Annotated in this window: 11 protein-coding genes and 1 pseudogene; 3 read left to right on the top strand and 9 right to left on the bottom strand. The window is 40.3% G+C overall.

Annotated elements, in window-relative coordinates; genetic code table 11:
* The 6 genes from tssB to B0X70_RS11690 form a co-directional block, all read right to left on the bottom strand.
* The gene (tssB, locus tag B0X70_RS11665; RefSeq protein WP_036806030.1) at nt 1-525 is read right to left on the bottom strand and encodes a type VI secretion system contractile sheath small subunit; all 525 of its coding nucleotides are present in this window, start codon (nt 523-525) and stop codon (nt 1-3) included.
* 580 nt (nt 526-1,105) lie between these two features.
* Nucleotides 1,106-2,095, bottom strand: coding sequence for a tail fiber protein (locus B0X70_RS11670; RefSeq protein ID WP_217471548.1), 990 nt, complete (start codon nt 2,093-2,095; stop codon nt 1,106-1,108).
* Between the two features lie 431 nt (nt 2,096-2,526).
* Nucleotides 2,527-4,812: an amidase gene (locus B0X70_RS11675; RefSeq protein ID WP_217471549.1), complete on the bottom strand. Its 2,286-nt coding sequence runs from the start codon at nt 4,810-4,812 to the stop codon at nt 2,527-2,529.
* A 169-nt stretch (nt 4,813-4,981) separates the two neighbouring features.
* On the bottom strand, nt 4,982-5,989 hold the full coding sequence (locus B0X70_RS11680; RefSeq protein ID WP_046396416.1) for a phage tail protein: 1,008 nt from the start codon (nt 5,987-5,989) through the stop codon (nt 4,982-4,984).
* A 323-nt stretch (nt 5,990-6,312) separates the two neighbouring features.
* Nucleotides 6,313-6,729, bottom strand: coding sequence for a type II toxin-antitoxin system VapC family toxin (locus B0X70_RS11685; protein ID WP_105395527.1), 417 nt, complete (start codon nt 6,727-6,729; stop codon nt 6,313-6,315).
* Nucleotides 6,729-6,983 (bottom strand): type II toxin-antitoxin system prevent-host-death family antitoxin, encoded by a 255-nt coding sequence (locus tag B0X70_RS11690; RefSeq protein WP_105395478.1) that lies wholly within the window; start codon nt 6,981-6,983, stop codon nt 6,729-6,731. Before B0X70_RS11690 ends, B0X70_RS11685 begins: the two co-directional genes overlap by 1 nt.
* A 284-nt stretch (nt 6,984-7,267) precedes the next feature.
* Here B0X70_RS11690 and B0X70_RS11695 point away from each other — a divergent pair, with 284 nt between their 5' ends.
* Together B0X70_RS11695 and B0X70_RS11700 are read left to right on the top strand one after the other, a co-directional pair.
* The gene (locus B0X70_RS11695; protein ID WP_418889058.1) at nt 7,268-7,441 is read left to right on the top strand and encodes a hypothetical protein; all 174 of its coding nucleotides are present in this window, start codon (nt 7,268-7,270) and stop codon (nt 7,439-7,441) included.
* Nucleotides 7,429-7,719: a type II toxin-antitoxin system RelE/ParE family toxin gene (locus B0X70_RS11700; protein ID WP_040152526.1), complete on the top strand. Its 291-nt coding sequence runs from the start codon at nt 7,429-7,431 to the stop codon at nt 7,717-7,719. The genes B0X70_RS11695 and B0X70_RS11700 overlap by 13 nt, the downstream gene beginning before the upstream one ends.
* Nucleotides 7,720-7,723: 4 nt before the next feature.
* Here B0X70_RS11700 and B0X70_RS26090 read toward each other — a convergent pair.
* Together B0X70_RS26090 and B0X70_RS11710 are read right to left on the bottom strand one after the other, a co-directional pair.
* Nucleotides 7,724-7,807: pseudogene (locus B0X70_RS26090) on the bottom strand (serine hydrolase); the annotation flags it as partial.
* 190 nt (nt 7,808-7,997) lie between these two features.
* Entirely contained in the window at nt 7,998-8,417 is a 420-nt protein-coding gene (locus tag B0X70_RS11710) for an aegerolysin family protein (protein ID WP_040152519.1), read from the bottom strand.
* Between the two features lie 928 nt (nt 8,418-9,345).
* Between B0X70_RS11710 and B0X70_RS11715 the strand changes: the two genes are divergently transcribed.
* A complete protein-coding gene (locus B0X70_RS11715) occupies nt 9,346-11,199 on the top strand; it encodes a polyurethane esterase (protein WP_217471550.1) in 1,854 nt (617 codons plus the stop codon).
* A 79-nt stretch (nt 11,200-11,278) separates the two neighbouring features.
* On the opposite strand, the gene B0X70_RS11720 is transcribed toward B0X70_RS11715, so the two are convergent.
* Nucleotides 11,279-12,256: a helix-turn-helix transcriptional regulator gene (locus B0X70_RS11720; RefSeq protein WP_036776099.1), complete on the bottom strand. Its 978-nt coding sequence runs from the start codon at nt 12,254-12,256 to the stop codon at nt 11,279-11,281.
* Nucleotides 12,257-12,304 lie beyond the last annotated feature (48 nt).

Here is a 12,304-nt window from a genome sequence, read left to right on the forward strand (position 1 = left end):
TCACTGTGCATTGTTATTTTCCGGGATATTGCTATTTTCCGGGGTGACGTCATCTGCTTCTTCATTTACCTGCGGTAATTTATCCGCATGTTCAGCCAGAATTTCCGCCAGACGGTCACGCAATTTTTCATTGCTCAATGCACGGCCTTTCAAATCACTGAGTTTGCTGCGTACCTCTAATAAATGACGAAGCGGTTCTATCTGTTTCGCCAAATTCTCTGGGGTAAAGTCAGCCATTGATTTAAATTGCAAATCGACATTCATAAATCCGCTCTGACCCGGCAGTGCGCTTTCAACTTGTAATTCCAATGAAGGCGACAAACCTTCCATCACCGCATTAAAATTATCTTTATCAACATGCATGAAACGACGTTCACGCATCGGAATAGATTGCTCAGCAAATTGCCCAATAACACCAATAACTAAAGGCAATTCTTTTTTCTCGACCGCGCCACCTAATTCAACATCATAAGTAATCTGAACTCGGGGCGGTCTGACTTTATCAAGCTTACGTTGAGTATTCATGGCACCTTTTACCTTTATATATGACAGGAAGTGCAAACTTATATTAAACCGCACCAAACCTGATTAAATAGCCGAATAAGATGAGAAATAGATGAAGAGATCAATTAACGCTATTGATAGCAAACTAATATGCTGTGACACATTTAATGATATTCAAAACCCACCGTATTTCGGCGTGGAATAAATTCTCACGGATATTAACTTAATGCAATAGTATCAGGGTGAAATATAATATCTCTAATTCTATATTATTTTGTAATTGATTGTATTTATTGCAAAAAATAGATAAAGAACATTGTGGTAAAAATGCATTTTCATACTTGTCTTATTTTTCATGCCACTGTTTTTAATAATTAAAATCTGACGAGTCAGAAAAATAGAAATATAGATGGAATTAGAGTTTGATTTAATCTGTGGTTAACTTTTTTATGGAAATAAAATACTTTTTGAGTTTTTATTTCATCAAAGCGCTGATTAAGAAACAGCGCTTTATTAATATTTGATTTTGTGTCTTCTTAGGCTAATTAAGTTTGGCGCTAATGAAATATCAACCTGAATTTGTATTCTTGTGTCATCATTATTATTCCGCCTTTACGATGTAGTTAAATGCTATATTTCGAGGGCGGGTTTCATGGCTCGTCCTGGCTACTCGTGATGCGTCAAATAGAGTTTTATAGCTGTCGTAATCATTCGGAGATCCGTACATGCCGGTTACTGTTCCTCCGTTAGCAAAAACACCTTCAGTGGAGATTGCTATTCCATTATCTCCCACAAATGACCCCCTTAAATCTTGTAAAGCGTCACTCTGGTTTGTCAGAAGTGCTCTATCCTTGTCCACTCCTCGGCCATCATCCCAGCCCCGAATAAATTCCCCTCTTAGGTCGGGTAATCTACCGTTAGGATAAGCTTCTGCTAACTTCGGATATTGTAATTTATTAAAAGCGGAACCATTACAAGTGAAATAGCCGATAGGTGGATGCGCTAACGGCCAGGGAATAGGAGCACCAACAGGAATTTCATTGGCTGTTTTAATCAGTTTATCTACTTCTGCTCGGGTGTATACTTCTGTTCGAGTATATGCTCCCACATCACTCGCATTCAGATTAATATCCTCAGTCAACGCTTTACCATTTATTTTTCGGCTATTGGAAACTTTGCTATTAATATTTTCACGTAATGAGTTGATGATTTCCTGAACTAGCTTTTGTGTCACTGCCAATGTCTCATTATTGCCAATTTCATTGGTCAGTTGAACAACGCCTTTTTGTGTTAATGAGGCATCTGGAATTTCTGCTGTGACTTTTTGTTTTAACGCTTGATTTAATTTGGTGGTGAGTTTAGCGATATCACCATCATCCAGAATGTCGTCACCAGATTGTATCGCAATAAAATTAGCGATAACAGAAGCTATTGTTGATGATTGGCGTAACGCCTTATTTAATACATGAGTAGAAATATTATCTGGTGGAAATCCCACCTGTAAACTCTGATTTTCTTCATATTTTTCTTGACTTACTACATTAGCATTATTACTAATAGAAAAAGCTTTAAAATCATTTTTTTGGCTCATATATTTACCATGAATTTTATAATTAATACATTAAATTATTAGAAATAATTCCACATAATTTATACCAATCATTCATAACATAGCGATAAGCTCGTTTTTATACAAGATTTTATTAAGACAAAGTGCGGATTAAAAAATAGTCTTGTATCAATATTTAAAGACAATAAAACTTTAATGCTATTATCTATTATTCTTGCGGTTTTTCAGGCCAGTTAATATCTGGTTTCTAATGAAATATCAACCCGGTTTAATAATTACATCAATATGAGCAAGATATTTGTGATGATCTACTATACCCGTTATCTTTCAAGTTGCCTCTTTGTTGGCTGCGCTCGCTCACCCCGGTCACATAGTTATCTATGCTCCCGGGGATTCACTCCCTTGCCGTCGCGATCCATCTTGAAATCCATAGGGTATAGGTGTCCGCCTGTTTAACCAATATGTTGTGGAGCGCCGCCAGGTATACACGCAGGTATGACTATTGGCGGACGTACAGATGATGGCGTAGTCTCGTTGTCGATCTGTACTGTCGCTTTACTCTCGCTTACCGGCAATTTGATACTTTTGGTTGCCGCGGACGTATTACCATATTCGTCTTTAGAAATAACAACCACGAAAAGTGCTTCTGCGGCTAACGCTGTGATGTTGTAGTATTTTTTGGTGTCAACTTTCGCCTGCCAGTTAACCAAGTCACCATCAAATGGTATCTTTATCCCATTGACATAAATATGCGTTGTCGCAATTTTACTTGTGTCCTTCGCCGTACCAAAAATTGTAAGCGTAGTACCGGCAAGAGATGCATTCAATACTAACACCGGGGGCAGCTTATCTGTGCGTTGCACCGGTGGTACTGTTTTTCCGTCTGAGTAGTCCAGTATTTCGTCGGCCAATGGGGGAACCCGAGTTGCTATGGTTCTGTTATTGGTGGCGAATTCATAAGCGTATGCATACCGAAGCAGATCGTTGTCGCTGTAAGCTGGGCCAATGAATGTTAAGTTAACAGGAATACCTGTGTCCTTCATGGTCCCCATGCTCACTGAAACACTCGGGATGCCCAAGTGACGGAGAACATAGTTGGTGTTCGAGTAAAGGTTACCGTTCTGCAATGCTTCTTCGTACGAGACATCATTGACATCTGCGTTAGCCTTACCGATGTTGCCGTTTGCGGGAAAAACAATGAGATCAAGTTCCTCCGCTTTCATCCAGTTCTCAAGGTCTATCTTTCGCGTTTCTTCGAGGCCGCGGAGCATAGCCGCAAAACCCGGTAGTTTCTCGATGGGCTGGACTCCAGCTTTGATTGTGTCGATGAGCAATTTATAATCTGAATTTCGATTAAATCCGCGACACGCATCGACGGATGCTGGCGGGGTCGGAAATACTGCCGCCGGGTTAATATTAGTCCAAGAAGGGAAATTCGGGTCTCCTACGCTCTTGAGGAACTCTTCGGCCGCATAGGAATTTATGTAGTTAAACTCCAATTCCATCCAGTTGAGCGGAATAAGTCCGCGCTCTTCCATCGTTCTAGTACCTACACGGTCCCCCTCATAATTATTCTGGAGTGGGAAATCGATTTCAATCACGTCAGCGCCAAGCGCACGAAGGTCTGTAGCAGCCTTATCCCAAAGTTCAATGATAGACGTCCTGACGCGAACGGGATCACTGCCGCCAAAATCTTTGCCAATGTACATCTTTGGAACGCCAACTCTTCGTCCTTTCAGCGAATTTGGGTCCCTGAGTTCAAGATAGGTTTTAGGGCGTACTGAAGTCACGGCAGGTAGTTTGACAACTTTCTGATGACGCCAGAGGTCTCCTTCTGTGATTGGATCATCAGCCACTACCACATCCAGGACTCGAAGCATATCCTCAACAGTACGTGTATGCGGGACAACCACATCACGTATAGGGTACAGAGGCCAATTGCCTCGGATTGAGATCAATCCACGTGAAGGAGTATAGGCCGCCAGAGCATTATTAGAAGCAGGTGAACGACCAGACGATATGGTTTCCTCCCCCATCCCGAAAGCCGCAAAATTTGCGGCCGTCGCAGTAGCCGAACCGTTCGATGAACCAGAAGACCATGCGGCCGTAAGATAGTCGGCGTTGTAGGGACTTTCCGCACGACCATAAACACCTCGCTGCATGCCGCCGGCTGCCATCGGAGGCATGTTGGTCTTTCCGATGAGAACCCCACCAGACTCCCGAATCTTTTTAACCGTGAAAGCATCATCTTTTGCCATTAGCTTTTTGAAAGCGGGCGAACCCGCAGCTACGGTGAGACCAGCAACCATATAGCTATCCTTAACAGTGTAAGGGATTCCGTGAAGCGGCCCGAGTATTATGCCCTCAGACCGCAGACGGTCTGTCTCCGCAGCCTCCTCAAGCGCTCTTGGATTTAAGACAGGAATGGAGTTCAGTTTTATACCATTGAGATCGTAGGCATATATTCGGTTCAGGTACATTGTCGTCAATTCGACACTCGACAACGCACCAGCCTCCATCGCTTGCTGCATCTGTTTGATGGTTGCTTCTTGCAACGAAAAAATCCGTGTGTTGGATGCATCAGTCGTTGGCATAAATACCGCGCTCATGAATAATGAGCCCATCACTACTAGCACGCTGTTGGGTATGTTCCCGGTGAACTTCCTTAACCAGAACAACCATGCATTACATGTAATAGATCGACCTGACCGAACGGCAGTTATGCTTTCTAAGTCCATAATTAATCTCCAATAATGGGTGAACTGAATGTGGTTAAATTAGAACTTAAATATGAAGATAGATAAGTCATTACGCCATTCGGAAAAGCAAACTTGATAAAATTGGGGATTATTCCATTAGATCCCTAATACAGCGTTTTTGAATCTAAGATATTTTCTTGTGTCATTATTATTCCGCCTTTACGATGTAGTTAAATGCGATATTGCGTGGTCGTGTTTCTGTTGCTGCACGTGCGACAAGTGATGAATCGAAATTGACCACTCTTCCGTAGTCCCCCCCATCAAGTGTATTGCCTCTATGTGTACTATCGCCAAGTGAAAATGCTCCAGCGGCGTTAATAACAACAGCTCTGATCGTTGTAAATGTTCCCGTAATTTTTTGAATGGCATCCTCTTGAGATGTTAAAATTACACGCTTAGCATCCACACCGCGCCCATCATCCCAACCGCGAATAAATTCGCCTCTTAAATCGGGTAATCTGCCATCAGGATAAGCTTCTGCTAACTTTGGATACTGTAATTTATTAAAAGCGGAACCATTACAAGTGAAATAGCCGATAGGTGGATGGGGCAACGGCCAGGGAATAGGAGCACCAACAGGAATTTCATTAGTTGTTTTAATCAGTCTATCTACCTCTGCGCGTGTATATACTTCTGATCGGGTGTATACCTCTGTTCGAGTATATGCCCCTACATCACTCGCATTCAGATTAATATCCTCAGTCAATGTTTTACCATTTATTTTCCGGCTATTGGAGACTTTACCATCAATATTCCCACGCAATGAGTTGATGATTTCCTGCACTAGTTTTTGTGTCACTGCCAATGTGTCATTATTGCCAATTTCATTGGTCAGTTGAACAACGCCTTTTTGTGTTAATGAGGCATTGGGAATTTCTGCTGTGACTTTTTGTTTTAACGCTTGATTTAATTTGGCGGTGAGTTTAGCTATATCACCATCATCCAGAACATCATCATCAGATTGTGTCGCAATAAAGTTAGCGATAACAGCGGCTATTGTTGATGATTGGCGTAATGCCTTATTCAATACGTGAGTAGATATATTGTCTGGTGGAAATCCCACTTGTAAGCTTTGATTTTCCTCATATTTTTCTTGACTCACTACATTAGCATTATTACTAATAGAAAAAGCTTTAAAATCATTTTTCTTGCTCATATTCCCCTCTTGAATTAAATTTTTTTCCATGTAATCAATATATTAAATTATCGTATCGATAACTCTATTTATTGGTGCTAATCATAGTCTAGTTCAAAAAAATAATAATAGACTATTTTTATAAATTACATGGTTAATTATTTTTGTATAAGTGGATAATAAATTGATTAATAAGTGGTGAATTATTCCCTTTATATTTTATTGAAAATTAATCTATAAAATATGGAAATGTTTTTATTTGATTTGATTTTTAATAAATACATTAATATCCATGTTTATTTTCTACTTAATATAAACATGCATATTTAAATATTTCATCATCCTTAAACCCAGGGATTTAATATTGGTACACCGGTCAATTCAAAATCAATCACATTTCGTGTGATGACAGTCATACCATGAACCAGCGCGGTGGCGGCGATTAGTGCATCACGCTCTGAGCATGGATCAGGGACATGCAACCGGGCACACCGCTGAGCTACAGCCGTATCTACTGGCAAGATCCGACCAGTAAATTCCGGTATTACATGGTGGTTGAACCATGAGCGCAATAATGCCCCCTGGGTTATGTCTCGTCGTTCAATCTGTAAGATGCCGGTTTCCAGCTCCATAATAGTAATGGCTGACAGGAAAAGCTCCGTTGCATCAACACTTTCAGCCCATGCAGCCACACCGGCATTAGCTTTACCCGTTCGAACTTTCCGAAGTTCAGAGACAATATTAGTATCAAGAATATACATCATGAAAAATTGGCTGGACGGCTATTGATAGCGACACGTGGTGGATTGAATTCAATATCTTCAACACCGGGCATTGCTAAAGCATCAGCGATGTTTCTACGCTGCTTGGTGATTCGTTGATATTCTTCAATGGTTAGCAGGACATGTGCCGGTTTGCCACGATCTGTGATGAACACTGGACCGCTTTTAGCTGCTTTTTTTGCCCCGCTGACATCCTGATTGAGCTGCCGACTCGATAAGGTTGTGATTGACATGGTGCACCTCGATATAATAGCTAATTTATGTAGGTACGTTACTACATATTGCTAAGGGGTGCAAATTTTAGTCATTCACCCTCTTAGCATCCCAGGAAAAATTAGGTTAAATGCGCCATCACCAACCGCGTAGCCGAAGCAAGTACATCGTTGTGTGATTCGGTATCTTGTTGAGGTTGCATCAATCAAGTGAAAAACGAAGGTTTTCTTTACTTGGTAGCAAGGCGGAGATTTCATGATAGAGTATTAAAAGGTATTACCTTTTAATATTTAGGTGGAAAAAAATGGCAACCTATGTAGAGCGTGAAGAAAAACGTGAATCTTTCAAACAGGATGCATTGCGTGCCTGGGAAGAGTATCAAGAGAATGGACTACACCTAACGCTTGAAGAAGCGGATGATTGGTTAGCTAAGATCGAAGCAGGAGAAGATGCGGAGTTACCTGAATGCCACGTTTGATTTGGTCTCCGTTTACCCTTGCTGATATACAGTGGCTCTATGGTTTTCTTGCCAAAAAAGACAAAGACACTGCTCGTAGAGCCATTAAAACAATACGTGCTGGCGTGAAAATGCTGGCACGTCAACCTGAAGCAGGACGCCCTGTTGACGAGATGGATCCGGCATTCCGGGAGTGGCTTATTGATTTTGGAAGTAGCGGCTATATCGCCATGTACCGGATTGAGGGTGAAACAGCCACAATTTTTGCTGTACGACATCAAAAAGAGGCTGGATATTAAAATAATGATCACCACTACCGGTTTTATCACCCACTACCCAATCGGCTGGAGCACCGGCACGAATACTGGCATCTCCGGTGGTATTTCCTTAGATCCAGATTTTTACAATATTCTTTTTTCCGTAGAAAGAAGACGGCGCTATATTCTCAATGGAGAAAAGAAGCCAATGAGAATGAATGAAAAAATTATTCCCCTTACGTTGATTATGGGTTTAAGGTGTATGGCGGCAAAAAGCTGTCGCTATACACCTTCTGAACAGCGGTAGTACTAGAGAGGAATTATGCTTCTATCACATAACCAAATTTCATAAGCACTGATAGTGTTGTTCCACTGCTACTGGTTGGCGTTTGAGGCTCCCACTCTATATTCCCATTAGGATCGTCGGGTGAGTTTTGGTCACTGTTTGATGGAGAACATGTGTTTTCCTGGCCAGAAAGCCACGGCACATCCCAGTCCACTCGTACCCACTTGCCAGGAATATTTTCGACTTTGTAGCGGATCCAACCCTGAGTCCCCGAAGATGCGTTTTCTCTGCCTTGAGCCACCAAAACTTGGATTGTAGTTTGTGGAGGCACTTCAGTGACTGGATATGAATCATCGGATACACGCCCCCAATCAAAGTGAATTTGGTCAAAGATTAACTTTTTATGCTTAGAATCATTACGAATTGTTAAATAAAACTTTTCAGCAGCTCCCATAATCTCCCCCTTAATATTAAGAATTATGGAGATAATAATATAGGGAGTTATAGGGTTAAAGTAAATGAAAAAATACTAATCCAAAGTCGTAAAACATTAAATAAACAGAAGAAATCATTAACTATAAAAATTAATATCCACAGGTTGATAATATGTTGTTTTCTTTGGATTTAGGCTGGTTTATTTCATAAGTAACTTAAAATACTTAACGATATATAGATAATAAATAACTCTGAAATATAAATTCAATAAGCTACCGTTTTATCTTTAAATAATTGATGCTGAAAACTTTAACGTATTGAAACATATCATAATATGTGGAAATTTAATAGAATGAATTTTACATTGCATTTAATATTCCAGCTGATTTAGAAGCTTAAGAGTAATGCTATCCATATCATGATAACGTTTCTATTTGTTTAATTCTGTATTTTATTTAATTCTTAGGTTGTTTAGCGGTATTAATGGAGGTTGAAATATAAAGTAAGTGAGAGTGATTTTTAACATTTAACTCTTTAATAAATACAAGTAAATTTAATAGTAATATTATGGCGTGATATTCATTTTATAATTGATAAGAATTAAACTGAATCCCCTGAACGTAACCCATCACATGGAATTAACCGATCTCCCTTTATAATATTGTGAACTATAACTATCTATTAATTTAGTTACTTTTAAAAACTATCAACAATGATATAGATATATTTAGTATGTTTATTCTCACCCGCGAGATCGTTTAGCATATAAACTTAATTTATTCAATTAAAGATTTGTAAAAATATTAAATTTTCATTATGGCTCACTAATTTATAAATTTTTAGACAATTACTCTTTAAATGATCTACATCAATCTATACTTACCTAGCTGGTTAATATTTTTAGAACACTTTTTTAACCTTATTTTAACTTAACAAGGATATGCATCATGGGTGTTTTTCAGTACAAAGACTTTGATAGCGCTACTTCCAAAGAGTTGTTTTCCGACGCAAAAACTATCTCCGGATATGCTTATCATAATCTGGGCAGTGGATTTGCTGAGGGGTATTACAATTATGGTTTTGGTTTAGGGATGCCATTAACGTTGCTGACCGCAATTCTCGGCAGCACGACATCGCAGGGCATCACGCCTAAATTGCCTTGGAATCCAGACGCGGAAAAACAGGCACAAGATAAACTCAATGAATCAGGATGGTTTACTATCAGTGCTGATGAGTTAGGCTATCAGGGTAGAACTGATGCCCGCGGTACTTTTTTTGGCGAAAAAGCAAGTCATTCCACTGCTCAGGCAGAGGTAATGGGAAAATATGATGCTGATGGTAATTTGATTTCTATTGGCATTGCGTTTCGCGGTACGAGTGGTCCTCGAGAGTCAGTTATTACCGATACACTGGGCGACATTATGAATAATGTGCTGGTGGCTTTAGGTAAGAAAGACTATTCGAATGACTATGCGCCAAACGCTTTTGGCCGGCTGCTGGACCATGTAGCTAATTATGCCAAAGCTCACGGTTTGACGGGCAATGACGTTGTGGTCAGCGGCCATAGTTTGGGTGGGTTAGCTGTGAATAGTATGGCGGAGTCTAGCGATACGAAATGGGGGGGATTCTACTCCCAGTCGAACTATATCACTTTCGCTTCGCCATCACAGTATGAGAAAGGTAACAAGGTGCTGAATGTAGGATATGAAAATGATCCTGTATTCCGCGTGCTCAACGGCACCAGTGTTGATTCGAACTCTGCGGGCGTTCACGATGTACCAAGAGATTCGGCTACAAATAATATTGTTAATTTTAACGATCACTATGCATCAGACTGGTGGAATGTTCTGCCCTTCTCTATTGCTAATCTGTCAACTTGGGTTTCGCATGTGACGCCATTTTACCAGAGCGGCATGCAACGTATTATGGATTCAACGTTCTACGACCTAACACATAAAGATTCGACTATTGTTGTCAGCAACCTTTCCAATGTCACCCGTGAAAATACTTGGGTACAGGATTTAAACCGGAATGCTGAAAAACACACTGGCAGTACTTTTATTATTGGTACCGACGGCAACGACCTGATTAAAGGTGGTAAAGGAAACGATTATCTGGAAGGACGCGATGGCAATGATATATTCCGCGATGACGGCGGATTTAACATGATTGCCGGGGGGAAAGGCCATAATACTTTTGACTTACAGAAGTCACTAAAAAATGCAGAAATAGCCTATGACCAGGCAGGTACATTGTATGTGCGTGATGCACAAGGTGGTATCACAGTTGCTACTGATATTTCCACTATAAGAAGTAAAGAAAGTACCTGGCTGTTTTTGACTAAACAGGTGGATTCTCAAGTCAGGGCCGATGGTTTGTATTCCAACAGCGGATTGAAGACGAAATACGCCAATTCAGTAACAGGCAATGATGGGAATGATACACTGACGTCTAAAACTTCCGGTAGTTGGCTGTTTGGTCTGGATGGTGATGATACGTTGATCGGCTTCGGCAATAATAATGTTTTTGTCGGTGGTGAAGGTAACGATGTTATGAAAAGTCAGGGTAATAACAATACCTTCTTGTTCAACGGTGATTTTGGGCAAGATATCATCTATGGCTACAATAAGACTGATAAACTCGTGTTTTTGGGTACCGAAGGCAGTAGTGATAAAAGTAATTATCTGGATCATGTCTCTATGGTGGACAATGATCTGGTATTTACCTTCGGCCAAAACTCAGTCACTTTGGTTGGCGTCAGCATGGACAGTTTGTTGGTGGATAATATAATACTGGCGTAACATATAAATTATGCGATATCCCTACCTGTAAAGTGGCCATGTTAAAATGGCCATCTTGGTTTAGGAGTCAATTGAATAGCTAATTCCCGGCTACGATATTTTCTGTTAATAAGGTGTGGCCAACGGCATATTTCGCCTGCCATGCTTTAGGATTGATCAAATAATGTTGCCGGAAGCGTTTAGAAAAGTGACTTGGGCTGGAATAACCTACTGCGGTAGAAACATCAATGACACTCATTCCTTTTTTTAGTAAATCTTCTGCGGTTGTCATACGGACATTCTCCAGATATTGATGGAAAGTGCGAAAAACAACCGCACGAAATCCCTCTTTTAATTTCCGTTCATTTAAGCCAACTGCTCTTGATAATGATTTTATCGTCCAAGGGGAATGATAATCACTGTTAATTATTTTTATTGCATTATAAACAGCACGGCGTTGCGACCCGCTGATCACATTATACTGACAGTCATAAACCTGAGATGCTACACAAGCGAGTATCTCTAACGCTTTTGCTTTTAAATAAACCTTTCTTACATTGCCACTTAATTGGCACTCTTCTATTTGATTCACTATCTGCATAAATGGTGGGTAAATGGGACATGCCATCATCAATGCATCACTGTAGCTGGCGTTCTTCTCAAAACCTGCCGCTAATTGGGTGAAAGGGGGTAATTCCTGAGCTTCAATTTCGTTCAATGAGAAACGAATATCGAGAATATGCCATGAGCCGCAACCAAAGAAGTTCATGCCACGCGTCATTTTAGGTGAATGGAAAAATATCATCATTCCCGAACTGATATCTAAAACATCACCATTTTCAATCGCCATTTTCCCTCTCCCGTTTAAAATAAACGCAATTGATACCGTTGGCGGCCCTTCACAATATTCTGTGACATCCTTGTCGAGCTCAAAGCGAATTCGGTTTATATGAATTCCGTCAGATAATTCCTCAATCAATAAGGGAGTATTTGTATTATTTTTCTCCGCATGCGAATGCATGCAATTGCAATGGTCAGCCGTGAAAACTCCTAATTTCTTGCTATAGATCGTCTTCATGAGATCCCCTGTAAAATTAGCATCGGATACCGGTTAAAAAGTGTTTTC

The sequence above is a fragment of the Photorhabdus akhurstii genome (genome assembly GCF_019090985.1).
Classification (GTDB): Bacteria; Pseudomonadota; Gammaproteobacteria; order Enterobacterales; family Enterobacteriaceae; genus Photorhabdus; species Photorhabdus akhurstii.

Coding starts and splice junctions, on each gene's coding strand:
- tssB (WP_036806030.1), bottom strand. CDS start 525: ATGAATACTCAACGTAAGCTTGATAAAGTCAGACCGCCCCGAGTTCAG.
- B0X70_RS11680 (WP_046396416.1), bottom strand. CDS start 5,989: ATGAGCAAGAAAAATGATTTTAAAGCTTTTTCTATTAGTAATAATGCT.
- B0X70_RS11700 (WP_040152526.1), top strand. CDS start 7,429: ATGCCACGTTTGATTTGGTCTCCGTTTACCCTTGCTGATATACAGTGG.
- B0X70_RS11685 (WP_105395527.1), bottom strand. CDS start 6,729: ATGTATATTCTTGATACTAATATTGTCTCTGAACTTCGGAAAGTTCGA.
- B0X70_RS11670 (WP_217471548.1), bottom strand. CDS start 2,095: ATGAGCCAAAAAAATGATTTTAAAGCTTTTTCTATTAGTAATAATGCT.
- B0X70_RS11675 (WP_217471549.1), bottom strand. CDS start 4,812: ATGGACTTAGAAAGCATAACTGCCGTTCGGTCAGGTCGATCTATTACA.
- B0X70_RS11720 (WP_036776099.1), bottom strand. CDS start 12,256: ATGAAGACGATCTATAGCAAGAAATTAGGAGTTTTCACGGCTGACCAT.
- B0X70_RS11710 (WP_040152519.1), bottom strand. CDS start 8,417: ATGGGAGCTGCTGAAAAGTTTTATTTAACAATTCGTAATGATTCTAAG.
- B0X70_RS11715 (WP_217471550.1), top strand. CDS start 9,346: ATGGGTGTTTTTCAGTACAAAGACTTTGATAGCGCTACTTCCAAAGAG.
- B0X70_RS11690 (WP_105395478.1), bottom strand. CDS start 6,983: ATGTCAATCACAACCTTATCGAGTCGGCAGCTCAATCAGGATGTCAGC.
- B0X70_RS11695 (WP_418889058.1), top strand. CDS start 7,268: ATGGCAACCTATGTAGAGCGTGAAGAAAAACGTGAATCTTTCAAACAG.